The 26,206-nt window shown below is 43.9% G+C and carries 27 protein-coding genes; 2 read left to right on the top strand and 25 right to left on the bottom strand.

Annotation, left to right across the window (positions count from 1 at the left end):
- Window positions 1-47: 47 nt before the first annotated feature.
- From H9659_RS00755 to gpr, 19 genes are all read right to left on the bottom strand, one after another.
- Window positions 48-1,004 (bottom strand): PhoH family protein, encoded by a 957-nt coding sequence (locus H9659_RS00755; protein WP_191688018.1) that lies wholly within the window; start codon window positions 1,002-1,004, stop codon window positions 48-50.
- Window positions 1,005-2,099: a sporulation protein YqfD gene (locus H9659_RS00760; protein ID WP_191688019.1), complete on the bottom strand. Its 1,095-nt coding sequence runs from the start codon at window positions 2,097-2,099 to the stop codon at window positions 1,005-1,007.
- Complete coding sequence (locus tag H9659_RS00765; protein ID WP_191688020.1) at window positions 2,080-2,346, bottom strand: hypothetical protein; 267 nt, start codon at window positions 2,344-2,346, stop codon at window positions 2,080-2,082. Before H9659_RS00765 ends, H9659_RS00760 begins: the two co-directional genes overlap by 20 nt.
- 57 nt (window positions 2,347-2,403) lie before the next feature.
- Window positions 2,404-2,934, bottom strand: coding sequence for a hypothetical protein (locus H9659_RS00770; protein WP_191688021.1), 531 nt, complete (start codon window positions 2,932-2,934; stop codon window positions 2,404-2,406).
- Window positions 2,935-2,970: 36 nt separating this feature from the next.
- Complete coding sequence (gene floA / locus H9659_RS00775; RefSeq protein WP_191688022.1) at window positions 2,971-3,972, bottom strand: flotillin-like protein FloA; 1,002 nt, start codon at window positions 3,970-3,972, stop codon at window positions 2,971-2,973.
- Window positions 3,972-5,282 (bottom strand): NfeD family protein, encoded by a 1,311-nt coding sequence (locus tag H9659_RS00780; protein WP_225217575.1) that lies wholly within the window; start codon window positions 5,280-5,282, stop codon window positions 3,972-3,974. Before H9659_RS00780 ends, floA begins: the two co-directional genes overlap by 1 nt.
- A gap of 286 nt (window positions 5,283-5,568) precedes the next feature.
- Window positions 5,569-5,742: a 30S ribosomal protein S21 gene (gene rpsU / locus H9659_RS00785; RefSeq protein WP_025784794.1), complete on the bottom strand. Its 174-nt coding sequence runs from the start codon at window positions 5,740-5,742 to the stop codon at window positions 5,569-5,571.
- 100 nt (window positions 5,743-5,842) lie between these two features.
- A complete protein-coding gene (deoC, locus tag H9659_RS00790; RefSeq protein ID WP_191688024.1) occupies window positions 5,843-6,511 on the bottom strand; it encodes a deoxyribose-phosphate aldolase in 669 nt (222 codons plus the stop codon).
- Window positions 6,512-6,610: 99 nt separating this feature from the next.
- Window positions 6,611-7,954, bottom strand: a complete 1,344-nt coding sequence (gene mtaB, locus H9659_RS00795; RefSeq protein ID WP_191688025.1) for a tRNA (N(6)-L-threonylcarbamoyladenosine(37)-C(2))-methylthiotransferase MtaB — start codon at window positions 7,952-7,954, stop codon at window positions 6,611-6,613.
- A 16-nt stretch (window positions 7,955-7,970) separates the two neighbouring features.
- A complete protein-coding gene (locus tag H9659_RS00800) occupies window positions 7,971-8,711 on the bottom strand; it encodes a 16S rRNA (uracil(1498)-N(3))-methyltransferase (protein ID WP_191688026.1) in 741 nt (246 codons plus the stop codon).
- 1 nt (window position 8,712) lies between these two features.
- Entirely contained in the window at window positions 8,713-9,657 is a 945-nt protein-coding gene (prmA, locus tag H9659_RS00805; RefSeq protein WP_191688027.1) for a 50S ribosomal protein L11 methyltransferase, read from the bottom strand.
- A gap of 15 nt (window positions 9,658-9,672) precedes the next feature.
- Window positions 9,673-10,809 carry a molecular chaperone DnaJ gene (gene dnaJ, locus H9659_RS00810; protein ID WP_191688028.1) on the bottom strand — a complete coding sequence of 379 codons (1,137 nt, stop codon included), beginning with the start codon at window positions 10,807-10,809 and terminating at the stop codon, window positions 9,673-9,675.
- Window positions 10,810-10,936: 127 nt separating this feature from the next.
- The gene (dnaK, locus tag H9659_RS00815; protein ID WP_191688029.1) at window positions 10,937-12,763 is read right to left on the bottom strand and encodes a molecular chaperone DnaK; all 1,827 of its coding nucleotides are present in this window, start codon (window positions 12,761-12,763) and stop codon (window positions 10,937-10,939) included.
- Between the two features lie 48 nt (window positions 12,764-12,811).
- The gene (gene grpE, locus H9659_RS00820) at window positions 12,812-13,408 is read right to left on the bottom strand and encodes a nucleotide exchange factor GrpE (RefSeq protein WP_191688030.1); all 597 of its coding nucleotides are present in this window, start codon (window positions 13,406-13,408) and stop codon (window positions 12,812-12,814) included.
- On the bottom strand, window positions 13,405-14,457 hold the full coding sequence (gene hrcA / locus H9659_RS00825; protein WP_191688031.1) for a heat-inducible transcriptional repressor HrcA: 1,053 nt from the start codon (window positions 14,455-14,457) through the stop codon (window positions 13,405-13,407). Before hrcA ends, grpE begins: the two co-directional genes overlap by 4 nt.
- Before the next feature lie 96 nt (window positions 14,458-14,553).
- Window positions 14,554-15,687 carry a radical SAM family heme chaperone HemW gene (gene hemW, locus H9659_RS00830; protein ID WP_191688032.1) on the bottom strand — a complete coding sequence of 378 codons (1,134 nt, stop codon included), beginning with the start codon at window positions 15,685-15,687 and terminating at the stop codon, window positions 14,554-14,556.
- A 71-nt stretch (window positions 15,688-15,758) separates the two neighbouring features.
- Window positions 15,759-17,582 (bottom strand): translation elongation factor 4, encoded by a 1,824-nt coding sequence (gene lepA / locus H9659_RS00835; RefSeq protein WP_404828945.1) that lies wholly within the window; start codon window positions 17,580-17,582, stop codon window positions 15,759-15,761.
- Window positions 17,583-17,768: 186 nt separating this feature from the next.
- A complete protein-coding gene (gene spoIIP / locus H9659_RS00840; RefSeq protein WP_191688034.1) occupies window positions 17,769-18,566 on the bottom strand; it encodes a stage II sporulation protein P in 798 nt (265 codons plus the stop codon).
- A 44-nt stretch (window positions 18,567-18,610) separates the two neighbouring features.
- The gene (gpr, locus tag H9659_RS00845) at window positions 18,611-19,654 is read right to left on the bottom strand and encodes a GPR endopeptidase (RefSeq protein ID WP_191688035.1); all 1,044 of its coding nucleotides are present in this window, start codon (window positions 19,652-19,654) and stop codon (window positions 18,611-18,613) included.
- Between the two features lie 196 nt (window positions 19,655-19,850).
- Between gpr and rpsT the strand changes: the two genes are divergently transcribed.
- Complete coding sequence (gene rpsT, locus H9659_RS00850; RefSeq protein WP_191688036.1) at window positions 19,851-20,102, top strand: 30S ribosomal protein S20; 252 nt, start codon at window positions 19,851-19,853, stop codon at window positions 20,100-20,102.
- A gap of 38 nt (window positions 20,103-20,140) precedes the next feature.
- Here the strand turns inward: rpsT and holA are convergent, their stop codons facing one another.
- Complete coding sequence (gene holA, locus H9659_RS00855; RefSeq protein WP_191688037.1) at window positions 20,141-21,151, bottom strand: DNA polymerase III subunit delta; 1,011 nt, start codon at window positions 21,149-21,151, stop codon at window positions 20,141-20,143.
- A 156-nt stretch (window positions 21,152-21,307) separates the two neighbouring features.
- On the opposite strand from holA, the gene H9659_RS00860 reads away from it, so the two are divergent.
- On the top strand, window positions 21,308-21,442 hold the full coding sequence (locus H9659_RS00860) for a YqzM family protein (RefSeq protein ID WP_025784809.1): 135 nt from the start codon (window positions 21,308-21,310) through the stop codon (window positions 21,440-21,442).
- 52 nt (window positions 21,443-21,494) lie between these two features.
- Here H9659_RS00860 and H9659_RS00865 read toward each other — a convergent pair whose 3' ends face one another.
- The 5 genes from H9659_RS00865 to rsfS all read right to left on the bottom strand — a co-directional run bounded on the left by H9659_RS00865 (window position 21,495) and on the right by rsfS (window position 26,201).
- A complete protein-coding gene (locus tag H9659_RS00865) occupies window positions 21,495-23,771 on the bottom strand; it encodes a DNA internalization-related competence protein ComEC/Rec2 (protein ID WP_191688038.1) in 2,277 nt (758 codons plus the stop codon).
- Between the two features lie 17 nt (window positions 23,772-23,788).
- Entirely contained in the window at window positions 23,789-24,352 is a 564-nt protein-coding gene (locus tag H9659_RS00870) for a ComE operon protein 2 (RefSeq protein WP_191688039.1), read from the bottom strand.
- Between the two features lie 41 nt (window positions 24,353-24,393).
- A complete protein-coding gene (locus H9659_RS00875; RefSeq protein WP_318240668.1) occupies window positions 24,394-24,933 on the bottom strand; it encodes a helix-hairpin-helix domain-containing protein in 540 nt (179 codons plus the stop codon).
- A 186-nt stretch (window positions 24,934-25,119) separates the two neighbouring features.
- Window positions 25,120-25,854 carry a class I SAM-dependent DNA methyltransferase gene (locus tag H9659_RS00880; protein WP_191688040.1) on the bottom strand — a complete coding sequence of 245 codons (735 nt, stop codon included), beginning with the start codon at window positions 25,852-25,854 and terminating at the stop codon, window positions 25,120-25,122.
- On the bottom strand, window positions 25,851-26,201 hold the full coding sequence (rsfS, locus tag H9659_RS00885; RefSeq protein ID WP_191688041.1) for a ribosome silencing factor: 351 nt from the start codon (window positions 26,199-26,201) through the stop codon (window positions 25,851-25,853). Before rsfS ends, H9659_RS00880 begins: the two co-directional genes overlap by 4 nt.
- Window positions 26,202-26,206: the final 5 nt, after the last annotated feature.

The following is a 26,206-nucleotide window of genomic DNA, read 5'->3' on the forward strand; positions in this document are numbered from 1 at the left end:
ATCCCCTTTCAGTCTGATATACAAAAAGTATGTAAGGAGCAGCCCGGTTAGGACTGCTCTTCTTCGTATGCATCGATGATTTTTGCAACGATGGGATGTCGTACTACATCAGCAGGCTCTAAATATTGGAAATGGATTTCCCGAACTTTCGACAAAATGGATTCTGCAGCAATGAGCCCAGACTTTGCCCCTTTCGGTAAATCGATTTGTGTCTTATCTCCCGTAATGACCATTTTAGAACCGAATCCTAACCGTGTTAAGAACATTTTCATTTGAGCATGCGTTGTGTTTTGCGCTTCGTCCAGAATAACAAATGCATCATCAAGTGTCCGTCCTCTCATGTAAGCAAGAGGTGCAATTTCTATCGTTCCCCGTTCAATTAGACGTTCCGTATGCTCAGCTCCTAACATATCATGGAGCGCATCATAAAGCGGCCGTAAATAGGGATCGACTTTGTCTTTCAAGTCCCCGGGTAAAAAACCTAAACTCTCCCCTGCTTCCACCGCCGGACGCGTTAAAATGATTCGCTTCGCGGAACCGGTCTTCATGGCATGAACTGCAAGTACAACAGCAAGATACGTTTTTCCTGTTCCGGCAGGTCCAATACAAAATGTCAGATCATTTTGCCGGATCGCTTGAACATATTCCCGTTGCCCGATTGTTTTAGCACGGATTACTTTACCTTTACTGTTTCGGGCGATTTCCACGTCATACAGTTCCGCAAAGTATTCGATAGTACCATTATTCACCATTTCAATGGCAGTTGCAACATCTCTCTGGTTAATCTGGATTCCTTTGCGAATCACTTTTAACAATTGTTCCAATAGCTGTTTCGCAGCTTCCGTATGCTCTTCGGATCCTTTGAGAGAAATCGTTTCACCTCGTGAAAGTACAGCAACGGATAGATTTTCTTCAATAAGCTTAATGTTCTGGTCGGAAATACCAAGCAACATGATCGCTTCGTTTGGATCTTCTAGGTGTAGTTGAAGTTGTTGTTCACTCAATCAATCGTCTCCCCCTTGGGATAATGGTCTTTTTACTGCAATATTTTCGTTGATCAGAAAAAGGATAGTCCCTGTTACTTTATCACTGTCAAACGTCACCTGTAAAATATTTTCATCCTTAATATCCTTTTCATACGAGGTTTCAGAGAGTAATTTATGTTTTAGTAATGGGACTAGATAATCTTTTTCCATTCCTTCTTCTAACGTAATTGATTTTGTTGTATCGTCTACTTCTTCATGCCACTCTGCAATCTTCCAAAATGGACGATTTGCCGGTTTTTGTTTCAGCCATGGTAAGTTCCATTCGATTATCACACGTTTCTCACCCGCCACTCGGTATTGAATCGTTTTAGGCAATGAGAAATTGTATTCAAGCCAATAATCCGCAAAGACAGAACCTTCCGCTCCGACTATCGCCACCTTGTCGCCTTGTTCTAATACGCCTGTCGCCAGCAGGTCCCCTTTTTTAACGGTTTGGTTGAGTCGGGCAACCCTTTCCCCACTTTTCAGTTGAAAGCCTGTAATGACACCTCCCGTGCGTGCTGCTAGCTCGCCTGGTTTACCAGTTTTTTCGACCTTGCTTGTAGTTTTTGGAGAAATCATCGGTATCACTGTTAGTGTTGCACCTTTCTTTTCAAAGCGCACCCAAGATAAGTCAGGCTCATCAGTCATGATCATACTTCGGATTGTTCCTTCATCGGGTAACTGACGTAGCAGTTTCATTGGAACTACTGCTGACTTTTCCAACTTTTGTTCTATTCGCTCCGCGATTTCAGGGTGTTCTGCATCGACGTTTACTTGCCAAAGAAATAGCGAAGCGAAAAATGGGACAATGCAGAGTAGTAGAGCAACCCAGGAATGGAACAATCGATTGACAGGGGTGCCATCACCTAAGCGGAGTACGTGTACTTTTAATTTAAATTTCCGTCTATTTGACCGGATATACCGCAAACCACTTGCGTCTGTCTGAAACCAGATTGCACCATCCACGTGTTCTAGCCTTGAAACTCGTCTCTTATTGCGGATCATTTCATTGACAAGATGGGCAGGCTTTCCCTCCCCGCTCAATTCAACGTCATATAGCTTTCGTTTCATGTGGCTCCCCTTCCTTCAACTCTTTAGTAATCCGGAGTTCATGGAGTTCGGTGAAGGAGAGTAAAGCGGATTGTTCCATTAACATGTCAAAATGAATATCCGTGCCTTTGATCGAGATGACATACCCTTCCTTACGTATCTTGGCCAAACCTTCAGAAATGATCACAAGTTCATAACCGCCAAGTATCTTGAGTGAAGTGAAACCTTCCATTGATATCAAAGAACTCATTTCAAATAGTTTTCTCAACGCATTGACCCCCTATACCATTCTTATGCTCGGTACAGGGGGTCAATGCGTATTGGTTTACTGTTTAGATTTCGGAGGTCCCAAAATTTCTGAAAACACAATGCCTTTCAGTATATCCTGTTTACTCGTAACATCTACATTCAAGGATTCACTCTTTACAAAACGCTGTTGGTCAGGATTGTGTGTCGAGAGTCTCCCTGAAGATCGAGAGTTCGCCTGTCTTTCAGGTCGAACCGGCTTAGGGTTTACAGGCTTCTTCGCAGGAGTTTCAGGAATTGAAACGGGTTCGATCTGTACGGGTTGTTCCGCAACCGTTTTCCGTTGGTCTTCTTGAATCTCCTTATAGATTTCACCTGTAAGCTCTTTTAATCTTTTAAAGGGATCCATCTGTTCAGATGATGATGCCTGCCGATTTGGAGATGCTTCCGCTCTTTGAGGCATCGACTGTCTTGCTGAACCTGGGCCCCCATTGGGAGTCATTGTCTTTTGAGGCTTCCGTTGCTCCTGATTTTGCTCTTCGCCCTTATTCTTTTTACCGAATAACGTACTGAGAAGTCCGATCACAATCAGAATGATAATTTGTTCCATCAGCACATCCCCTTTCCGGGAAGTTGCGGCCAACTATTAGTTATTCGGCTTATTGTCCTCATCACCAGAGCCGCTTATTTTCCCGATGGAATCCCTCATACCCGTATCTGCTTGAAGGTTCTTGTAATTCATATAATCCATCACGCCAATATTGCCGTTGCGAAGTGCTTCTGCCATAGCAAGTGGTACTTCCGCTTCCGCTTCCACAACTTTAGAGCGCATCTCCACAACTTTGGCCTTCATTTCCTGTTCGCTTGCAACAGCCATTGCACGACGTTCTTCCGCTTTTGCCTGCGCAATATTCTTATCTGCTTGTGCTTGCTCAGTTTGCAATTCTGCACCAATGTTTTTACCGATATCCACGTCAGCGATATCGATTGAGAGGATTTCAAATGCTGTACCCGAATCCAATCCTTTCGTAAGAACTGTTTGAGAAATCAAATCCGGATTTTCCAACACTTTCGCGTGATCCACAGAAGAACCGATTGTGGAGACGATACCTTCACCAACACGCGCGACAATCGTCTCTTCACCAGCACCACCGACGAGGCGGTCGATGTTAGCACGAACGGTAATACGTGCTTTTGCTTTTACTTCGATACCGTTCATGGCAACACCTGCAATGAATGGTGTTTCAATAACTTTAGGGTTTACGGACATTTGTACGGCTTGCAACACGTCACGACCTGCTAGGTCAATTGCTGCAGCACGTTCAAACGTCAGTTCAATGTTTGCACGTTGAGCTGCGATTAGAGCGTTCACAACCCTGTCTACGTTACCACCAGCAAGATAGTGACTCTCTAGCTGATTAATCGTCACATCAACGCCAGCTTTGTGAGCTTTAATGAGCGGGTTTACAACACGGCTCGGAATAACTCTACGGAGACGCATTCCGACGAGTGTTAAGATACTTACTCGAACACCTGCGGATATTGCGGAAATCCACAATGCTACAGGTACGAACGTAAAGAACACAGACAACACGATAATCGCAGCGACGGCGATTACTACAATCCCAATTAGACTACCACTGATCATTATTCATTTCCCTCCATTTCTTGAAGTTCCCTGACAACTGTCCGAGATCCTTCAACTTTCACTATCTTAACATGCTTTCCTTTATCAATGTAGTTTCCTTCTGAAACTACATCAATCCGTTCTCCATCCATGACAATTGCTCCCGACGGCCGAAGCGGTGTGAGAGTGATTGCGGTTTTACCGAGCCAATCGATACGATTCACATTTGAAACATAACCACTTTCCGTGTCCGTTGCATCCATAAGAATCATTCTGTTCAACAAATGCAGTTTCTTTCCAAAGAATTTCATAATAACCACCATCCCCGTTATAGCAATCACGATTGCAATGAGCACTGATAATGCCATATATGCAGGATTTGCACCTGCCATTATTATACTGCCGGTGACAGCGACTGCACCTGCTATTCCTGCAATCCCGTGAGGCAAGAACAACTCTGCGACAATCAGTCCCGCACCAAGGAGGAAAAGAAGAATTGTTTCATAGCCTGCCAAGCCCGCTATCAAATGTCCGTAGAAAAAGAGTAACAACGCCGAAACACCCATTGTACCGGCAACCCCAAATCCCGGAGAATACAATTCCACAATCAGACCAAGTCCCGCAATGGAAAGTAAAATCGGAACAACAACAGGATTGGTGATGAAACGTGCGATCTGTTCACTGAATGTCGGATCAGAGGAAATAATCACTGCATCTTTTTTGCCGATCTTCGCTAACAACTCATCAAAATTAGCGACTGTCCCTTCACTGTAACCAACTTCAGGTAGAGCGGCTTCCTCATCTCTTAATGTTAACAGCTCCCCCTTACCCGCACGAAATTCCGGGATGTCTTCCTCAGGATTCGCCATTGCTAATGCAAATTTCGGCTTTCTGCCTTGCGATTTTGCCGCATTTATCATAGCTGCAGACCATGCGCTTTGGGCTTTCTTCTCTGCCGCATTGCCAGAGCCATCTATTATTGCCGCTGCGCCCATCGTAGACCCTGGTGCCATATAGATTTCGTCTGCATGGAGAGCAAGGAAAGCTCCAGCTGACAATGCGCGTTTGTTGATGTGTGCGATAATTTTCAAGTCAGTCTCATCCATCAACTTCGCAATTTCCTCTGCTGCATCTGTGAAGCCGCCTGGTGTATTGATATCGAGTACAATTACATCTGCACCTGATTGTTCCGCTTCTGTGAATGATCGCTTCAGAAATGCATATAAGCCTTTTTCGACTTCATTATGAATCGGGACTTTGTAAACGGTTCCAGTTTTCGCTAGTGACGTAGCCGAAAATGGAAGTGCAAAGGCTGATACGATAAGTGTCAAAAGCAGAAATCCTCTTATGAGCTTCTGCAAAAATCTCACCTACTCTCTAAGTTGATTGTCCTTCAAGTATACCTATTATACGGACGAAACACACGTAAGTTTCATTATCCGAAAAGTTTTGTTAAGATTTAAATCCATCAGCCATTGGTATGTAAGATCGGTTCTGTTCCAAGAAGGTCTGCAAATAAGGAAACAAAAAAAGTAAGCCGGAAAATCCATAGGATTTTCCGGCTTACGCGCATTTTACTGGGTTAACGTTGCTTTAAGCAAACAATATAGGAGTTAATCAGAATTTGCGTTTACGAGCAGCTTCAGATTTCTTTTTACGCTTAACACTTGGCTTCTCATAAAACTCATGCTTTCTTACGTCTTGTATCGTACCACTCTTTGATACAGTACGTTTGAAGCGGCGAAGAGCATCTTCAAGTGATTCGTTCTTACGAACAGTTGTTTTAGTCATCTCTTGTCCCTCCCTCCGAACACACTTCGAACATAGCATACTGCTATGTACTTGAAAATTATAACGTATTATTCTCTAACGGTCAATATAAAAGATGAAATTAATAGTCGGATTTTGACTGAAGACCATTCATGATCGCCACGCCAGAGCTTGCGCCAATACGTGTTGCGCCAGCTTCTTTCAAAGCTGTCAAGTCTTCTAAACTACGAACTCCACCCGAAGCTTTGACACCCATTTCAGGGCCAACTGTGCTGCGCATCAATTTAACATCTTCCACTGTAGCTCCCCCAGTTGAAAATCCAGTAGAGGTTTTTACGAAATCCGCTTTTGCAAGTACCGACAATTCACATGCTGTACGCTTTTCTGCGTCGGTAAGCAATGCAGTTTCAATGATCACTTTTACAATTGCTTTTCCTGCCGCGGCGTTTACAACTGCTTCGATATCTTGTTGAACCGCTTTCGTGTCCCCACTCTTCAATGCCCCGATATTAATAACCATATCAATTTCACTTGCACCGTTTTTAATTGCATTTTCCGCTTCAAAAGCTTTCACTTCTGATGTTGTGGCACCGAGCGGAAATCCAATAACTGTGCAAACCTTTACCGATGTATCCACAAGCAGTTCCGAAGCTGTTTTGACCCATGTCGGGTTTAAACATACAGAAGCAAATTCATATCGTTTGGCTTCGTTACAAAGTTCCAATACTTGTTCTTTTGTCGCATCTGCTTTTAATAATGTGTGATCGATCATTTTTGCTATTGAATTCATTTTCATGACCTCCTGGAGGATGTACGTACCTCTTTCATCATATCAGAAATCGATCACAATAGAAAAGAAACCGCTAGGCAAAATGCCAAGCGGTCCCTGTTAATGGACTAATTCTGGTTCTTCTTCCATCACTCGGACGAATTGTCCTTCGTTGTAAGGATATCCGGCTTTCAATAGTTTTACCCGAACAATTTTCCCGACCATTGCTTCATCGGCAGGGAACACCACTTTTAAATAATTGTCCGTATACCCTACATACAAATCATTTTCTGGATCTTCTTGGAATTTCTCTTCGGGGATGACTTCAAGCACGTCCCCTTCAAACTCAGCAGCATATTGTTTTGCAAGCTGATCATTCAATTCGATTAGACGATGGACACGTTCGTTTTTCACGTCTTCTTCCACTTGGTCTTCCATGCGTGCTGCTGGTGTTCCTGTACGTTTGGAATACGGGAATACATGCAGCTCAGAAAAACGATGATCACGGATGAAATTATAGGTTTCCATAAACTCCTCTTCCGTTTCACCTGGGAATCCGACAATCACATCTGAAGTGATCGCCAGATGAGGCAATGCCTCGCGGAGACGATCTAAACGCTCCGCAAAGAATTCCATCGTATATTTACGGCGCATTCTTTTTAGAACGGTATTCGAACCGGATTGTATTGGAATATGCAGATGACGAACTATGATTGACGAGTTATTCAGCACCTCAATCACTTCATCCGTTAGCTGACTTGCCTCAATGGAACTAATCCGAAGTCGTTTAAGACCTTTGACCTTTGTTTCGAGATCGATCAGCAATTTAGCAAGATTATAGTCTTTCAAATCCTCTCCATATCCGCCCGTATGGATACCTGTTAAAACGATTTCCAAATATCCGGCATCGACTAACTGCTGTGCTTGACGAACAACTTCTTCAGGATCTCGTGATCGCATAAGACCGCGAGCCCATGGGATGATACAAAATGTACAGAAGTTGTTACATCCTTCTTGGATTTTCAACGATGCACGTGTACGGTCAGTGAATGCAGGTACATCCAGTTCCTCATACACCCGATTTTTCATAATGTTGCGCACAGCATTGATCGGCTGGCGATCTTTGCGGAACTGTTCGATTAATCCAAGCAATTTCGTACGGTCTTGCGTACCGACGACAATGTCGACGCCAGGAATCGCCATGATTTCTGCAGGTGACGTTTGCGCATAACAACCTGTTACACAAATGACTGCATCCGGATTTTGGCGCACTGCACGACGGATGACTTGTCGGCTTTTTTTGTCACCGGTATTGGTAACTGTACATGTATTGATGACATATACATCGGAGTTTTTTTCAAAGTCGGTCCGTTCATAACCAGCATCTTTAAAAAGCTGCCAGATCGCTTCAGTTTCATAGTGATTCACTTTACAGCCCAATGTATGGAAGGCAACCAATGGCATCAGCTGCTCACCTCTTTCATTCGAATTCGTAAGACACGGCGGATAAGACATATAATGGTGCGGTTTCTGTGCGGAGAATACGTGGTCCAAGCGACATTGATAAGAACCCGGCATCCCTTAAAGCTGCTGCTTCGACTCTCGACAGGCCGCCTTCAGGTCCAAATAAGACCAGTATCGATTGTCCATGATACACCTTCTCGAGACGCACTGCAATCCTATTCGAAGTTCCTTCCTTCGCTTCTTCTTCATCTGCAAAGAGGAGTACATCGAAAGATTCCGCTTGTTTCAGCATGCCTTTAAAGGTTAGCGGCTCGGAAATCTCAGGAATGACTGTCCGGTGGGATTGTTCAGCAGCTTCTTTTGCAATTTTACGAAGCCTCGCTGTTTTTTTGTCTCCCTTTTTTTCGTCCCATTTCACAATCGAGCGTTCCGCTTGAAAAGGTATCATCCCTGTCATTCCAAGCTCAGTTCCTTTTTGGGCAATCAGCTCCAGCTTATCCCCTTTAGGTAAACCACATGCTAATGTAACTTGGACAGGAAGTTCGCTCATTGAAAAAGTATTGCCTGTGTCCTGAACAATTATCCCATTTTCATCAAATCGATGAATAGTTGCAATGTGACCAACACCTTTAGAAACACAACAGATCTCTTCGCCTTCGCGCATACGCATCACACGTGTAATATGCTTTTCGTCTTCTCCAGTTATAATTGCAAAGCCGTCTTCGTCAAACGGCTTTGCAAGAAAGTAGCGCTGCACGTTATTCCCCCCGTTTGCGGGCAACCAAGGCAACCCAATCTTCCATAACAACAGATTCAACGATTTCGAATCCTTTTTGAATGAGATCTTCTTTTACAAAGTCTTTTTTAGCTCCGATGATTCCGGATACGATAAATAATCCATTTTCGGCTAATAACTGATAGGCGTCTTGCGAGAATGTAACAATCACTTCCGCCAAAATATTTGCGACGATCAAGTCCGCCGGTTCTTTGACAGAATCCAACAGGTTGCCATGTACGACTTCCACCTTTTCATCACAATGGTTTAATGCAATGTTTTCTTTAGCGGAGCGAACAGCAACTTCGTCTAAATCCAATGCGAGTACACGTTTAGCGTTTAACAAGGTTGCTCCGATTGCAAGAACACCTGAACCTGTTCCCACATCGATGACATAGTCTTCCGGCTTCACATATTTTTCTAGAGCTTGTAAACACATGACCGTAGTCGGATGCGTTCCTGTGCCGAACGCCATACCCGGGTCAAGTTCAATTAGCAGCTCGTCGGATTCAACCGGTACATAGGTCTCCCAAGTTGGAACAATCGTGAAACGACCTGAAATCTTCACCGGATGATAATACTTTTTCCAAGCAGTCGCCCAATCTTCTTCATCGACTTCAGTAGTGGTGATGGCTTTCTTACCTGTATCCAAATTGAATTGTTTAAGCTTATCTATCGATTCACTGATTTCTTGCACCGTTTCTTTTAAGAAACTGCTTGCCGGTAGATACGCTTTCACTAAAACCCCTTCTGAAGGGAAGTCTTGCGGATCCAAGTCATAGATTTCGCCGAAACGATCTTCATGGGTGCGTTCCGGTTCGCCGGAGTCTTCAATGACTACACCACTTGCGCCTGCCTCATGGAGAATGTTAGCAACTGCCTCAGTTGCCTCATTTGTCGTGTGAATCGCTATTTCAGACCATTTCACGTACGCTCAATCCTTTCAATCACCTTTAATCGATCGTTTGATTTTATCGAAAAGCGAACTAGAATATTCTCCTGGGGCATCCCCTTCGATTGAAGCGAATTCCCGAAGCAGTTCTCTTTGCTTTTCTGTCATTTTCTTAGGTGTCAGCAATTTCACAATTACATGTTGGTCACCGATTCCATGACCATGGACATTCTGAATCCCTTTTCCACGCAGACGGAATGTAGTTCCAGTTTGTGTGCCAGCAGGAATTTTCAAATTCACGGATCCATGAATCGTCGGTACCTCTATTTCATCGCCAAGAGCGGCTTGAGGGAATGTCAGTGAGACTTCCAAGATGATATCATCAGATTCGCGGATGAATTTCTCATGTGGACGAACACGGAATACGATATATAAATCTCCTGAAGGTCCACCATTCATACCCGCTTCACCTTGGCCGGCTACACGAAGTTGCTGTCCATCATCTACACCCGCAGGGATTGTTACCTTGATTTTTTTACGTTTCTTGATCCGGCCGCTGCCATGACAAGTTTCACATTTTTCCGGAATGATTTTACCTGTCCCTTGACAGACGTTACATACTTTACGGTTCACCATTTGACCAAGTGGTGTGTTTTGCGTAACAGAAATCTGTCCGGCACCGCCACAATTCGTACAAGTTTTCACTGAAGTTCCTTTTTTAGCGCCAGTTCCATCACAAGTATCACAAACTTCTTCACGTGGTATTTCAATTTCCGTCTCTTTACCGAAAGCCGCCTCCATAAAATCGACGGTCATTGTATATTGGAGATCGTCGCCTTTACGCGGTGCATTCGGATCGCGTCGCCGGCTTCCGCCGCCTCCTCCGAAGAAGGAACTGAAAATGTCGTCAAATCCGAAGCCATCGCCGCCACCAAAGCCGCTGAATCCACCACCGCCAAAACCTTGGTTCGGATCTGCATGACCATACTGATCGTAGGATGCGCGCTTATTCTCATCACTCAACACTTCAAATGCTTCTGTTACTTCCTTAAACTGTGCTTCTGCGCCTTCCTCTTTGTTCAAGTCAGGGTGGTATTGCTTGGAAAGCTTACGATAGGCTTTCCTGATTTCTTCCTTGGTAGCCGTCTTCGACACGCCAAGCACTTCATAATAATCCCGTTTGCTCATTGTCTACACTCCCGAAACTCATTTAGCATTGTGTGTATTGTAACACTTCTTGAGTTAGTTTGGTAACAAACGAAAAAGCCAAAGCCGGAATATCGGACTTTGACTTTTCCGTCAATCTGTTACTGATTTAGTTTTTCTTATCATCTTCTACTTCCGAGAAGTCAGCGTCAACGACACTATCATCGGAACCGGTTGCGTTTTCGCCTTGTGCATTAGCTTCCGCTTGAGCTTGCTCATACATTTTCATCGTCATTTGTTGAACGACTTGTTCAAGTGCATCTTTCTTCTCTTTCATCTCTTCCAGGTTGTTCGCTTCAATAGCAGTTTTCAATGCTTCTTTCGCATCTTCAACACTTTTCACTTCTTCTTCAGATACTTTGCCTTCCAAATCTTTCAATGTCTTTTCAGCCATGAATACGAGTTGATCTGCTTCGTTACGAAGGTCCGCTTCTTCTCTTTGTTTCTTATCTTCTTCTGCATGTGCTTCAGCGTCTTTTACCATGCGGTCGATCTCATCGTCAGAAAGACCTGAGCTCGATTGGATTGTAATATTTTGCTCTTTTTGTGTTCCCATATCTTTTGCTTTGACTGTAACAATACCGTTTTTGTCGATATCGAATGTCACTTCGATTTGCGGAACGCCACGTGGAGCCGGTGGAATATCCGTCAATTGGAAACGACCAAGCGTCTTGTTGTCAGTTGCCATCGCACGCTCACCTTGCAGGACGTGGATATCTACAGCTGGCTGGTTATCAGCCGCAGTTGAGAACACTTGAGATTTACTTGTCGGAATCGTTGTATTACGTTCGATTAATTTTGTGAATACACTGCCCATTGTTTCAATACCTAGAGATAAAGGTGTAACGTCTAGCAATACTACATCTTTAACGTCACCAGTAAGGATTGAGCCTTGAACGGCCGCACCCATTGCTACTACTTCATCCGGATTCACGCCTTTGAATGGCTCTTTACCTGTCTCTTTCTTGATGGCTTCTTGTACGGCTGGAATACGAGTCGAACCACCTACTAGAATTACGCGATCCAAGTCAGAAGGGGAAAGGTCCGCATCTTTAATTGCCTGACGTGTTGGAACCATCGAACGCTCAACAAGTGAAGCTGTCAACTCGTCGAACTTAGCGCGTGTCAACGAAATCTCCAAGTGAAGCGGTCCAGCTTCTCCTGCTGTAATGAATGGAAGTGAAATTTGAGTAGATGTAACACCTGATAAATCTTTTTTAGCTTTTTCAGCGGCATCTTTCAAACGCTGCATCGCCATTTTGTCTTTGGAAAGATCAATTCCATTCTCTTTACGGAACTCTTGTACGAGATAATCGATGATCACGTCATCGAAGTCATCCCCACCTAGTTTGTTATCACCAGCAGTTGAACGCACTTGGAATACTCCGTCCCCAAGTTCAAGGATGGACACGTCAAATGTACCGCCACCAAGGTCATATACTAGGATTGTCTGGTCTTCTTCAGTTTTATCCAAACCGTAAGCAAGCGCTGCTGCTGTCGGCTCGTTAATGATCCGCTCAACTTCAAGTCCCGCGATTTTACCAGCATCTTTTGTTGCTTGGCGCTGTGCATCGTTGAAATATGCAGGTACTGTAATAACAGCTTTTGTTACTTTTTCTCCAAGATATTCTTCCGCATAACCTTTCATATATTGAAGGATCATTGCAGAAATTTCTTGTGGTGAGTATTCCTTATCTTCCACTTTTTCCTTGTAGTCCGTACCCATGTGACGCTTAACGGACATGATCGTGTTCGGGTTCGTGATAGACTGGCGCTTGGCTACTTCACCGATTTGGCGTTCCCCATTTTTGAATGCGACAACAGATGGTGTTGTACGGTTACCTTCCGGGTTTGGAATTACTTTCGCTTCTCCGCCTTCATATACTGAAACTACTGAGTTTGTTGTTCCTAAGTCAATACCGATAATTTTACTCATATCAAAATTCCTCCTAAGTTGGTTCATCAAAGTTTATTGGTTGAATGATTATTCGTTTACTTTAACCATTGCCGGCCGGAGCACACGATCTTTCAACGTATACCCTTTCTGCAATACTTCAAGCACAGATCCTGATGGGAAGTTCTCATCTGAATCCGTCATGACAGCTTGATGGTAATTCGGATCGAATTCTATTCCAGCGGCCTCAATTTCAGTTAATCCTGATGACTTCAGGGCTTCCTCCAGGCTCCGGAATACCATTTCCATTCCGGTGAGAAGGGATTTAGCATCTTCACTTTCAACTTTCACAGAGAGTCCGCGCTCGAAGTTATCCAACACAGGTACAAGATTCGTTAACACTTCCTGTGCACGGTATTTTTGCAGTGCTTCTTGATCTAGCGTTGCCCTTCTGCGGACATTATCCAAGTCCGCTAATACTCGCAGACGTCTGTTCTCTTCTTCCTGCAACTTTGTTTTGAGCTCTTCAATTTCAGCATCTTTCATTTCCTCTGCCGTCAGAGTCACTTGCTCTTGTTCTTCCGCTTCGACTGCTTCCTCTTCAATAGGCTCAGTACCAACTGCCTCGTCCTGTTCCGGATTCGCTGCAGTTTCCAGCTCTTCAGATGTCTGGTTTTTTTCTGTCATGATTCGTTCCTCCTGTCCGTTCTTCCGTCAATCGTGAGTCTCGCTAGTGCGCTAGAGAGATCATCACTTAAAATATCAAGCAATGTAATCACTCTTCCATAGTCCATACGTTTCGGTCCAATAATGGCAATCGAACCAGTCATATTAGTACCGACCGCATATGCTGTCGTTATGACACTGAAATCATCCAGTGTTTGCTCATTGTTTTCCGAACCGATTCGCACTTGTATACCAGCAAGATCATTTTGGAATAATGTGAGCGGCATTCCTTGCTCGATAGCTTCTAAAAACGTTTTAACTTTTTGAACATCATTGAATTCAGGTTGTTTCATCATGTTCATCTGTCCGCTGTAAAACAGCCGTTCCTCGGTTTTCCCAGACATGGCGTCTTGAAGGGAAAGAAGAATATTCCCCGCATTTTTAACATGTCGTTCAAATAGCACTTTCGATTCAGTAGCTAGTTTACGCGGAATTTCAGAGAGCGGAGTTCCGACGAGACGCTCATTCAACAGATTGACCATTTTCTCAATATCCGAAGGTGATAATCCGTCAGCTGCATCGAATACATGATTTTCCACTCTTCCGCTATCCGTCACCATGATGGCTACCGCTTTCGTTCCTGACAGTGGAACTATTGAAAACCGCTTCACTTTATGAGCCGTAGTATCAGGTCCGAGTAAGACAGTCGTATAGTTCGTCAGTTCAGAGAGAATAGATGCTGAGTTTCTGATAAGTACTTCCGCTTCCAGTACTTTCTCCTGGAAGATGGAGCGTAATTGAAGGTTGTCCTCCATTTTCAGCTTTTGAGGTGTCAGCAAGTGGTCGACGTAAAATCGATATCCTTTTTCAGAAGGAACCCTTCCGGAAGATGTATGTGGCTTTTCAAGAAAACCCATTTCTTCTAGATCCGCCATCTCATTCCGGATGGTTGCCGGACTAAAAGGAGCTTCCTCCTTTTTGGAAAGCTGCCGGGAGCCCACAGGCTGAGCGGATTCGATGAAGTCGTTAACCGTCAGTTGCAAGATAAGCAATTGTCTGTTTGTCAACATAATCATCACTCCTGTTAGCACTCTTTATTAATGAGTGCTAATACTACTCATAATTTATCAAATCATAACGACAGTGTCAAACATTTGAATCGCTTTTCACCCGAGGAATTGCTGAAAAGCTTCATTTCCTTTAAAAATGCCGTTTCGAGTTAATCGGATTCGGTTCTCTTGTAATTCCACCAAGTCTTTGCGTATCAGATCGTTGATAACTGCCCCGTATTTCTCTTCCAGTGAAACTCCGAATTTTTCAGTGAAGTGTTTGACAGAAACGCCTTCTGTTTTTCGAAGTCCCAAGAACATTTCTTCCTCCATTCTTTCTTGAGGAGTTACAGTATTTTCTTCGATCCTTGGCAATTGCGCAGTTTCCACATGTTCCATATAGCGTTTGAGTGGTGCGATGTTTGCGTAACGCACACCATTCAGATAGCCATGAGCGCCAGCCCCGATTCCTGCGTATTCATCATTCTCCCAGTAAATCATATTATGGATGGATTCTTTCCCGGGAATTGCGAAGTTACTGATCTCATATTGTGTTCTTCCTGCGCGCTCCATCCGATTAATGAGTTCGTCGAACATCATTGTCTCTTCATCTTCTCCTGGCAGCGGCAGACGTCCTTTGTTCATCAGATTATAAAACACCGTTTTCGGTTCTATAATCAGCGAGTATCCTGAATAGTGCGGCAGCTCAAGTGCCATCGCCTGGTCCAACGTGTCTTTCCATTGAGTTTGGGATTGGCCCGGTAATGCATATATTAAATCGATACTAATGTTGTCAAAACCAGTTCGTCTAGCGTTATTGACAACGTCAATCGCTTGTTCGGGGCTGTGGGAACGCCCTATTTTCTTCAGAAGTTCTTCATCGAAAGACTGAACACCGAGACTTAACCGTTTCACTTGCCCATTTTTCAATACATCCAGCTTATCTTGTGTCAGCTCATCAGGATTCGCTTCAGTTGAAAACTCCGACAGACTGTCAACGTTTACGTGGCTATGAACAATTTCAAGTAATCGGTCTAACTGTTTTGCGGTCAGCGCTGTAGGAGTGCCCCCTCCGAAGAAGACCGTTTCAACCTTGGTAAAATCTGTCCCGCTTTGTTTTAAAAGCGTCAGTTCTTTGTTAATCGTTTCAATATATTCATCCACTGGCTGGTTTTCAAAAAAAACTTTGTTGAAATCGCAATAGTGGCAGATTTGGTGACAGAACGGAATGTGGATGTAAATACCTCTCATTAGTTGCTTTCCCTCCTGTAAACGCCAAACAGAGGGCTATACGCCCTCTGCTCGTGCAGCTTGAAATCCGATTATTCCTCGTCCATACGCAGTACTGCCATGAACGCCTCTTGAGGAACTTCCACGGATCCTACTTGTTTCATCTTTTTCTTTCCTTCTTTTTGCTTTTCTAGAAGTTTTCTTTTCCGGGAGATGTCTCCTCCATAACATTTTGCAAGTACGTTTTTCCCCATAGATTTAATTGTAGACCGTGCGATGATTTTTTGTCCGATTGCAGCTTGAACAGGAACTTCGAATTGCTGGCGTGGAATCAGCGATCTCAATTTTTCAACAATCGCTTTGCCTCGATCGTATGCAAAATCACGGTGTACGATGAAGCTGAGCGCATCGACTGTTTCTCCGTTCAACAGGATGTCCATTTTATTCAGCTTCGATTTCTTATAGCCAATCAATTCATAGTCGAGTGATGCATACCCTTTTGTCCCTGATTTCAACTGGTCGAAGAAATCATAGACGATTTCTGCCAATGGGAGCTCGTAAAAAATATTGACACGTGAAGAATCCATGTAGTCCATTGTTAGGAAATTCCCGCGCTTTTTCTGACAAAGTTCCATGACCGCACCGACATAATCATTCGGGACCATAATCGACGCTTTCACATAAGGCTCTTCCACATATTCCGTTTTTTGCGCATCCGGCATCATAGATGGATTGTCGACTTTCAGTTCACTACCATCTGTCATGACAACATTGTAGATTACGCTTGGTGCAGTTGTGATTAGATCGATGTTGAATTCTCTCTCGATCCGCTCTTGTATGATTTCCATATGAAGGAGGCCTAAAAAGCCACAACGATAGCCGAAGCCGAGTGCTTGTGAAGTTTCCGCCTCGTACTCCAAAGCCGAGTCATTCAGCTCAAGTTTCTCCAGCGCGTCCCGGAGGTCATTGTACTTGGACGTATCGATCGGATATAACCCGCAGAACACCATAGGGTTCATCTTACGGTATCCTTCCAGCGCTTTTTCTGCTGGATTTTCTGCGAGTGTGATCGTATCCCCTACCCGTGTATCTCCAACAGTTTTAATAGCTGCTGACAAATAGCCAACATCCCCTACAGTCAATTCTTCCCGAGGTGAGATTTTCGGCGTGAAGACGCCAAGATCGACGACTTCGAATTCTTTCCCGGTTGCCATCATACGAATTGTATCTCCTGGTTTAACGGTACCTTCCATGATTCGAATGTTGACGATGACCCCTTTATACTGATCGTAATGAGAGTCGAATATCAATGCCTTCAATGGTGCACTGGGGTCACCAGTTGGAGCCGGTACTTTTTCAACGATCTGTTCTAGGATTTCTTCGATTCCGATTCCTGCTTTTGCTGATGCCAAGACCGCTTCTGAAGCATCGATGCCGATTACATTTTCGATTTCGTCTTTCACGCGTTCTGGATCAGCTGCAGGCAAATCGATTTTGTTGATAACCGGGAGGATTTCCAAGTCATTATCAAGAGCTAAGTATACGTTTGCAAGCGTCTGTGCTTCGATACCTTGAGCAGCATCCACTACTAGGATTGCTCCTTCACATGCTGCAAGACTGCGGGATACTTCATACGTGAAATCGACGTGTCCTGGTGTATCAATCAGGTGGAATGTATAGTCTTCCCCATTTTTTGCAGTATATGAAATCTGGACCGCATTCAGTTTAATGGTGATCCCTCGCTCCCTTTCGAGATCCATCGAGTCAAGGGTTTGGGATTTCATCTCTCGCGCAGTGATTGTCTCAGTTTTTTCGAGCAAGCGATCTGCGAGAGTGGATTTTCCATGGTCGATATGAGCGATGATTGAAAAATTCCGTATGTTTTTCTGTCGTTCCAATTTCTGTTGATGATTCATCATAATTTTCACTCCTAATTCGGCTAGTATGAATTATAGCAGAAACCGAGCAGGGGTGTTACACATTTCCTTTTAACTCAGCATTAATTCCATGTTTCTTCAAAAAATGTGCAAAAAAAGAGAAGCTGGTTTCGCTTCCCCTTCTTAAAACTGTATGATGATTCACGCGCGTTCAATTTCACTCTTCTATTCACCTGCAAATGATGAAGCAGCTGCTTCAGCGATAACGGAAACCGTTCGATTCAGCTCTTCCTCATTATTTCCGATTCCTCCAAGTTCCACTAGAACAAATCCCGGGTGTAGGTCTTGATTGTACTTTCCATCCACTCCTGGACCACCTTTTACAATAATATTACGCGTAATACCAGGTACCCGTGCTTCCATTTGTTCATTCAATCGCTTTGCCACATCATAATTTTTAGAGTAATTCTTATGTTCTTTGCCGACGACAAATGCTATTTTGGCATATCGCTCCCCGTTCACAGTAACTGTAGTTTTGTCCGCAGTCACGGAGTCACGGTGGATATCCAGTACGATATCATAGGTTTTATCCGCCAGCGATTGTTGTAAATATGGTCGGATCGCTTTATAAGAGCGATGATAAGAGATCCCCTTTTTCGCCATCACTTTTTGAATATCAACCGGTAGTAAATCAGCTTCTATTCCGAATGCGGCAAATTGCAGCTGAAGTTTCTCCCCTAATTTTGTGATGTTTTCCGTTTTGTGAGAAACTGCAACCTTTCCGTCATTAGCGAGAGTAATCGGCTCATACGCTTCTTCAGAATGCGTGAAATGGATTAATACTTTCTTGTCGCTTGAAGGTTTTGGCGCTTCAAGTACATTGGATGCGTAAACAATATATGCTTTTTGTTTCAGCATCACTGAAGAACTGTCCGATTGTTTCGCGGGAAGCAATTGTAGCAGGATCGGGAATAGAAATAAGATAAGTATAGCAAGAGTCCAGATTTTCAGTGTTTTTTTCAACAGTCATCCCCCCGTCTCCGCTACTATATGCAGAGAGACGCAAGTCAAGAACTCTGTTTTATATTACGTATCCAGGACCCTAAGGAAGTAGAAAGGGCTGCGGAATAATGTTGTACCCAGCTATCGATTTCTTTAGGTGAAATGAACGTTTTCAACTGATGATTGGACAGGACTTCTTCAAATAGTTGGACACGCTCTTCGTGAGGCCAGGATGCCCAGTCTCCAAACACCGGCACTAAGTTGGTCCGGTCAGCACTTTTAGTATCGGAATAAAGCCACGGTGTAACTGAAAGGCGTGAAGATGGTTTACTTTCCTCTTCAATTTTGGCTGCCATATATCCGAATAATGTATCGATTGCGTCCGCAATAAGGACAGGTCCATCCACCACAGTAGGGATTCCGATTGCGATGACAGGCACACCTAACGATTCTTGTGACACTTCTTTCCGGCTATTCCCTACTCCTGAACCTGGGTGGATTCCTGTATCTGTGAGTTGGATGGTTCTGCACAATCTTGAACTATCCCGCGCGGCAAGGGCATCGATGACGATGAGTAAATCAGGATGCACAACGTCCACGACTGCTTTAATGAAGTCTGCCGTCTCCAATCCTGTTTGAATCGTCACACCTGGTGAATAGACGAAAACATCGGCGCCATCCTCTTTATAGTAATCAGGCACCACTGCGTTGAGGCGCTCCATTGTCAATGGACCGACAGCATCAGGGGTTACATCCTTATTGCCAAGTCCAATGAATAACAGTTTACTATCTTCCTTAAGCTGCAAAGGCTCTGTCAATTTTCTCAGTTGCTGCGTCATCGTCTTTGCCAATTTCTTTAATCCTACGTGATCATCTGCATGCAATAAGGGGTCTGTTAACGTAATATACGTGCCTTTCTTCTTCCCTATCCGTTTCTCCCCTTCTTCATCGACAACCACGGTCGTCAAAATCGTTCTGTCCTTTTTTTCTTCGTTAAACTGAATACCCGAAGATTCATCGAGTTTCTCTTTTTCCTCTGAAGTTCGGTGTCTCACCATCTCTTCACTCTCAACGACTAGATCCGTCCTGTAAAAGTCGTAGTTTTCCATGACCATCACCTCTAATATAAGTGTGTACGTGATGGTTACGTTTTATGCTTTGTCGTTTTTTTGACAGGAGATTATTCCTGTCTGTGTTTTGTTGTTGCATAAACGGCTTGAGTTTGATAAAATTATTTTTGTTATAAAGAGATATCCGAGAGATCGTGGAAACACTCTTCTTACCTGATTTCTGGAGGTGAATGAAATGCCAAACATTAAAGGTGCAATCAAACGCGTTAAGCAAAGCAACGCGACTAACGAACAAAACTCACGCACAAAGTCCGCAATGCGTTCTGCTTTACGTAAAGCTGATGTTGCAATCGACAACAAAGCTGACAACGCAGAGGAATTGAAGCGCGCTGCTATTAAATCATTGGACACTGCTGCCAGCAAAGGCCTTATCCATAAAAATACAGCTGCACGTCAAAAAGCACGTCTTACAAAAAAAGCTTTGTAATTTTAAAAGCTGTCCGTCATTGACGGACAGTTTTTTTGTTATAATTTTTCCATAAAGAATAATTCGAGTACCCTTTCCCGACTGCCTGATGTGGATTTCAATTTCAAATCGATCGATGCGAGGTCATTCAATACACGTAATAAGCGCTGTTCTGAAGGACTGTTCCGATTATTCATGACCAATTTCACACGGTATGGATGGACATTCAGTGTACTGGCAATTTGCTGTTGATGGTATCCTTTTCGCTTTAGCGTCCCCACATGCAACATCAGCCGAACTTGACCGGCGATTAGCGAGGTCATAGCAATCGGTTCTTCACCACTTCTCAATAGATCATGATACACCGCCAGCGTTTTTGCTCGATTTCCGGCAATATAGGTGTCCGTCAGTCTGAAAATCTCCGTTTCCGGAGATCTCGGAACTAAGCTATCAATAACTTCTTTTGTAATCTTCCCTGCGTCCCCTAGATAAGCGGCAAGTTTCTCGAGTTCTTTAGACAACTGCATCATATTTTCCCCTGTTGCTTCTACAAGGTAGTCAGCTATATCCCTATCCATCACAACTCCGAAAGCCGTTGCTTGTTGCTGCACCCAAACTGCCAGATCGGTCCCCGTCAACTTATTCGCTTCAATGACAAATGCATTTGACGACATCACTTTTGTGATTTTCTTCCTGGAATCCAACTTTTCATATGGCGCTGTGAAAATAACCGTGGCTGTCGGCGAAGGATCTTGCAGCCACGCTTCAAGTTGAGCTATCGGATGTTCAATCTTCTCTTTTCCTCGCTCTTTCGCTTTCAAGAACGATGCATTTTTAGCGACAATCACCTTACGATCTTGTAAGAAAGGGAGCGTATCCGCTTCCTCGATTACACGATCGACGGGGGTCTCCTCCAAATCGAAGTATATGACATCCTGTTGCTCTATACCCGGCGTTTCAGAAATGATTTTAGCCAATGTCTGCTGTAACAAATACAGCTCTGATCCTGTTAATAAATAAACTGGCTGTTCCGGATTTTTTTTTATCTCTTTCCATGCTTCTGATACCATAGCCAATCACCTCATTCACTATTTTTAATTATACATGACAGATATGCTGTATGGAGAATTTGTGACAAATTGAAACGCAATTGCCATATCTCCGTTTAACTATGGATTTTTAAGTCCCTTTGTTCTATACTTGTAGTTGAATCAGGAGGTGTAGCAATGAACGAATTCGAAAAGGACGTCCAGTCCAAACGTAACGATCTTCTTGACTCAGGTGTTGGCTTCATTGTATCTTTCGTAGGTTTCTCTTTAATTTGGGTAATTGCTACGATTGTCGAAGTCGCTGCGCGCTGATCAGACAATAGTTGAACAAAGAAAGACTCCAGAACGCGGAGTCTTTCTTTTTTTATCTTGTAATCGTTGGTATTAACGTGTCTCCATCCATTTGCAATGTGACAGTTCCATGCTCGGCTGTTGAAAACACTTTTACATTTCGCGTGTTAAGACGATCCACGACCTCGTCATGAGGATGGCCATATCGGTTATTACGACCAACGGAAATAACCGCAAAATCGGGCTGTAGCATATTTAAGAACGCTTCGGTTGTCGAGGTTTTGCTTCCATGGTGGCCAACTTTCAAAATGAGCGGAGTGAGTTCTGTTTTTCCGTATTTCCGAATGATCTTCTGTTCACCCTCCATTTCCAAATCACCCGTGAATAACAAGTAGCCATAATCATTTTTCATCAGTAATACGAGGGAACTGTCATTGTGTAAGTATTTTTCATCGAATGGCGATACGTACGTGAATTCTGCACGGCCAGTTTTCCATCCATCCCCCGCTAGCATACTTTTGACAAGTATCTTCCTCTGCTTTGCTTCTCTTAAAAGAGGAACCATATTTTCTTCTTCCAAACTTCCAACTGGTACGTGCACTTGTTTGACTCTCAATTCTTGAAGCAATTCCTCCGCTCCTTCCATATGATCATCATGTGCATGGGAAATGATCAACTTATCAATCTTGCTGATCCCTCTCCCTTTTAAATACGGGACGACAATCTGCCTGCCTACTTCAAATTGCTTCTCAGGTGTTTTCCAGTTAGGAGGACCAATCGAGACAGAGCCTCCCGTATCGATTACATACACACCTTTGCGATACCCCAGTTCGATAACCATGCTGTCTCCTTGGCCGACATCCAAAAAAGAGACATACGTAGTAGGATCCAAATATGGTTTTACCTGAAAAAGGATTGCAGGAATAAGAACAATTACCAGTCCTAGCAGTTTCCTGTTCCATCGTTCAATCACGAGAAAGGCACAGGCAGTACCCATAACCATAGCTATCAACCATAGCGTTTCCGGCTTTCCGGCAGTCCACACTTGCCAAGGTAGATCTGCCAGCCAACTGGTAATAAAGGCGACACACTTACGGAACGGTTCATATATGAAGAACAGTGGTGCAGCCGCTCTTTGAGAAAGCAGAGAAACGAAGAGTAACACGATATTACTCGGAAGAATTACTACTGAGTACAAAGGAACATATAGTAAATTCACTAGAAAGGATGAGAGAGATAGCTCATAGAAGTGCACTAATAGGATCGGAGCTAGCGCAATTTGCGTGATTGCAGTGACACTCGCTGAAATCGCCAGAACCGATTGCTGTTTCCGTAGATAACTAGCTGAATATAGCAGTGAGAATGCAGCAAGGTAAGATAGCTGAAACCCTGGTTGGAACAGAACATACGGCTTTATCACTATAAATCCTATAGCACTTAACGCTAACGCATCGTCCATTTTCAGTCTCAACTTTCCAGTTGCTGATACAAGCAGCAGCATCGTCACGGTCACTGCACGCCAGACGGAAGGGGCCCCTCCTGCAAGCAGCGCATAGCAAGGTAATAAGAACAACAGGATTGCATCAATCGTCTCAATACGAATACGTAACCGTTTGGCCGTAATACGGAGCATGACCGTTAACAGACCCACGTGAAGTCCAGAGATCGCGAACAAATGAGTGATGCCCAGCTTCCTATATTCTGAAGATAGCTCGGCATCCATACCACTCCGATCGCCAATAAGTAATGCTTCAGCTTCTGTTTGCAATGAGATGGGAAACGTGTTCTTAATATGATTATTAACAGCAGTACGCCTTTCTGATAATCGGGTCCATGGCCGATCCACTTTTCCATGTACAGTCATTTGAGTTGCACGTAATAGATAGGCGGCACCATTCATACGAAGATAGGAAGCCATGTCGAATGAAAACTCATGAGCGGGTGGTTCTGGAAGTTCAAGTGTCCCTCGCATAGAAACCCTCACGCCTGCCAAAGGGATTTCCAGTAGGCGCTTTTTTTCCTCTTCACTTTCAATCGAGTATAAGACGTAATAAGGTATTCCATCTGTATCTTTTGCAAAACCTTTTACTTTACCGCCGTCAATTTTAACGGAATCGGTCCATTGCAAAGATCGTATGATTGTCTCATCGGTCTGTATGGGCGTGTTTGCCGCTATATAATTTTTGAAGTAACCAAAGGAAAGTGAGCTGACTGCTAGCAGTATCAATAAATTGGGGAGGTCTTTTTTACTTGTCAGAATGAGGGGGAGTAGAAGCAGGTTGAGCCATAACAATTCAGTAAGGCCGTATGCAGCAAGGGCTGATACGGCTACTGAGATTGTCCAGTACATCAAGCGGGTTTCAGGTATCAGTTTCCGAATAGTTGTTGTGCACGTTCCGAAAAACGTTTCAGGTCGTTTTCAGGAACATCCATCTGCTGCATCGTTTGCAACATATCGTTAAATAATTTCTCTTTGGAAGTTTTCTCAAAGTCCAGAGTGCGGCTATCAAATGGTATATGTTCTACATCAATTCCTGCATGCTTGAACAATTCGATCGCGTAATCACTATTCCGATAATCCATGCCATAATAGACCTTGGAAATACCAGCTTGTATAATCGCCTTTGAACATTGCAAACAAGGGAAATGTGTCACATACAACGTGGAACCTGCAGCTGGAATCCCATATTTCCCACATTGCAATAGGGCGTTCATCTCCGCATGAATTGTACGGATGCAATGATTGTCAACAACGTAGCATCCTTTGTCAATGCAATGATCTCCACCGGATACAGATCCGTTATAGCCTCCAGCGATTATTCGGTTGTCCCGTACAATGACTGCACCAACCGCAAGCCGGGTGCACGTACTTCGGACAGCAAGCAAGCTGCATTGCGCCATGAAAAACTGTTCCCACGTAATTCTCTCCATACATTCGCCTCCGAACTTATACAACGTTATGATTCATCCATTCATTTTACGGTTATCGCATCCGACAAGGCTTCAAACGTCTTGTCACCGATACCGGAAACCTTTTTCAAATCCTCGTTTGTTTGAAATGCACCTTGTTCCGTCCTGTATTTGATGATGGCTGCAGCTTTTGAAGGACCGATTCCCGTTAAGGTCATCAACTGAGACTCATCCGCACTATTAATATTAACTAATGACGAACCGGAGTCACTTGTAGCTTCCCCCTCATTAGGGGCCGACTCAAATATAGGCACTTCTTCACCGACAAGCGGTACATAGATTACCGCCTCGTCCGTTAAACGCTGTGCGTGATTCAGAAGTCTGCTATCTGCGTCCGCTGTATATCCTCCTGCAGCCGTTATGGCATCTATCAGACGCTGCCCTTCCTGTAATGTATAGACGTTCGGATGAAGAACGGCACCTTTCACATCTACAACAATTATTTTGGGAGGCTGGATGTCAGGTTCAGCAACCAGGTCAACCTTCTCATTATCAGGTGGGGTTTCCAGTGAATCATACAAACTTTCATCAGGGAGTGGCACTTCATCTCCTTGTCCTCGGGGAAAGAACAAAAATACAGAGATAACTGCCGCTATTGCAAGAGGAGTGGTGACTTTCCGCCATTTTCCAAAGATCAATTCAGAAAACAGAATATGTCACCCTTTCTTAAAGATGCTGGCGCATCGAGTCCCCTATACTATACCGCATGCGGAAAGGAATCGGTACTGTTATTTACGGAGTTGAAAAAATATTCGCTCACTCTCTTCTTCCGGCGCTTCATCCGACCAATCCGCAAAAATTCGTTCTACAGAAAATCCAGCTTGCTCCAGCCATTCAACGTAGTTCATGACTGGAAACGTCCGTTGATAGTGGACTTCGTCAAAACGAACATATCGGCCATCTTCCTCACGAACGAAAAAAGCGAGTTCCGAGTGAATAGAGTGAGGTTCTTCCCCTTCCTCTGTTTCCCATATGTACGATATTTTCTTACTATCATAGGTAAACGGACTCTCCATGAAGAGTACGTCAGTTTTAAATGTTGAATGGACATCAAACAAGAACAAGCCTCCAGGGGTAAGCGCATCATGTATCTTTTTGAATGTTTGCTTCACATCCTGCTCATCTTCCAAGTAATTCAGTGAATCGATCGGAATCACTGCTGCGTCGTACTGTCCAGGCACGTTCAACTGTTGCATAGCCTGATGCAAAAATATCATTGATGGAAAACGCTCGCTTGCACGCGAGCTAGCGACAGCAAGCATCTCTTCAGATAAATCGATTCCCGTGACGTCCGCACCTCTTTCTGCAAGAAGAACGGAAAGAATCCCGGTGCCGCAAGCGACATCCAGGATCTTTTTACCTGATAACCCATGAAGCGCTGTATCCACTAAGTCGACATACGCCGGATAGGGAATATCTAACATCAGCTCATCGTATACAGATGCAAATTGAGCATACATCATTGAACGGAGTCGTCTCCAACTTCGATCATCGGAGCATCGCCCCAAAGTCGTTCCAAGTTATAGAAACCACGCTCGTCTTTGTGGAATATGTGAGCGACCACGTCTCCAAGGTCAACAAGAACCCAGCGACCTGAATCCATTCCTTCGATCCGTTTCACTTCATAGTTTTCTTCAGAAGCTTTGTCCGCTATTTCGCGAGCAATGGCTTGCACTTGGCGCTCGGAATTCGCATGACAGATTACAAAGTTGTCCGCAATTAACGAGACGCCTTCCATATTCAGTACGACAATGTCTTCTGCTCGTTTGTCGTCAGCTGCTTTAAATGTTACTTCTAATAATGTTGGCATTGTTT

Origin of the sequence: Sporosarcina gallistercoris, assembly GCF_014836415.1 — a bacterium.
Lineage (GTDB): Bacteria > Bacillota > Bacilli > Bacillales_A > Planococcaceae > Sporosarcina > Sporosarcina gallistercoris.

Bases quoted from the DNA above. Each gene is read 5' to 3' on its own strand.
- H9659_RS00865 (WP_191688038.1), bottom strand. From the start codon at position 23,771: ATGTACTGGACAATCTCAGTAGCCGTATCAGCCCTTGCTGCATACGGC.
- dnaK (WP_191688029.1), bottom strand. From the start codon at position 12,763: ATGAGTAAAATTATCGGTATTGACTTAGGAACAACAAACTCAGTAGTT.
- rpsU (WP_025784794.1), bottom strand. From the start codon at position 5,742: ATGACTAAAACAACTGTTCGTAAGAACGAATCACTTGAAGATGCTCTT.
- holA (WP_191688037.1), bottom strand. From the start codon at position 21,151: ATGGTATCAGAAGCATGGAAAGAGATAAAAAAAAATCCGGAACAGCCA.
- hrcA (WP_191688031.1), bottom strand. From the start codon at position 14,457: ATGTTGACAAACAGACAATTGCTTATCTTGCAACTGACGGTTAACGAC.
- mtaB (WP_191688025.1), bottom strand. From the start codon at position 7,954: ATGCCATTGGTTGCCTTCCATACATTGGGCTGTAAAGTGAATCACTAT.
- H9659_RS00770 (WP_191688021.1), bottom strand. From the start codon at position 2,934: ATGGAACAAATTATCATTCTGATTGTGATCGGACTTCTCAGTACGTTA.
- deoC (WP_191688024.1), bottom strand. From the start codon at position 6,511: ATGAATTCAATAGCAAAAATGATCGATCACACATTATTAAAAGCAGAT.
- hemW (WP_191688032.1), bottom strand. From the start codon at position 15,687: ATGAGAGGTATTTACATCCACATTCCGTTCTGTCACCAAATCTGCCAC.
- rpsT (WP_191688036.1), top strand. From the start codon at position 19,851: ATGCCAAACATTAAAGGTGCAATCAAACGCGTTAAGCAAAGCAACGCG.
- H9659_RS00860 (WP_025784809.1), top strand. From the start codon at position 21,308: ATGAACGAATTCGAAAAGGACGTCCAGTCCAAACGTAACGATCTTCTT.
- H9659_RS00760 (WP_191688019.1), bottom strand. From the start codon at position 2,099: ATGAAACGAAAGCTATATGACGTTGAATTGAGCGGGGAGGGAAAGCCT.
- dnaJ (WP_191688028.1), bottom strand. From the start codon at position 10,809: ATGAGCAAACGGGATTATTATGAAGTGCTTGGCGTGTCGAAGACGGCT.
- H9659_RS00880 (WP_191688040.1), bottom strand. From the start codon at position 25,854: ATGATGTATGCTCAATTTGCATCTGTATACGATGAGCTGATGTTAGAT.
- gpr (WP_191688035.1), bottom strand. From the start codon at position 19,654: ATGGAAAACTACGACTTTTACAGGACGGATCTAGTCGTTGAGAGTGAA.
- lepA (WP_404828945.1), bottom strand. From the start codon at position 17,582: ATGAATCATCAACAGAAATTGGAACGACAGAAAAACATACGGAATTTT.
- rsfS (WP_191688041.1), bottom strand. From the start codon at position 26,201: ATGCCAACATTATTAGAAGTAACATTTAAAGCAGCTGACGACAAACGA.
- H9659_RS00870 (WP_191688039.1), bottom strand. From the start codon at position 24,352: ATGGAGAGAATTACGTGGGAACAGTTTTTCATGGCGCAATGCAGCTTG.
- floA (WP_191688022.1), bottom strand. From the start codon at position 3,972: ATGATCAGTGGTAGTCTAATTGGGATTGTAGTAATCGCCGTCGCTGCG.
- grpE (WP_191688030.1), bottom strand. From the start codon at position 13,408: ATGACAGAAAAAAACCAGACATCTGAAGAGCTGGAAACTGCAGCGAAT.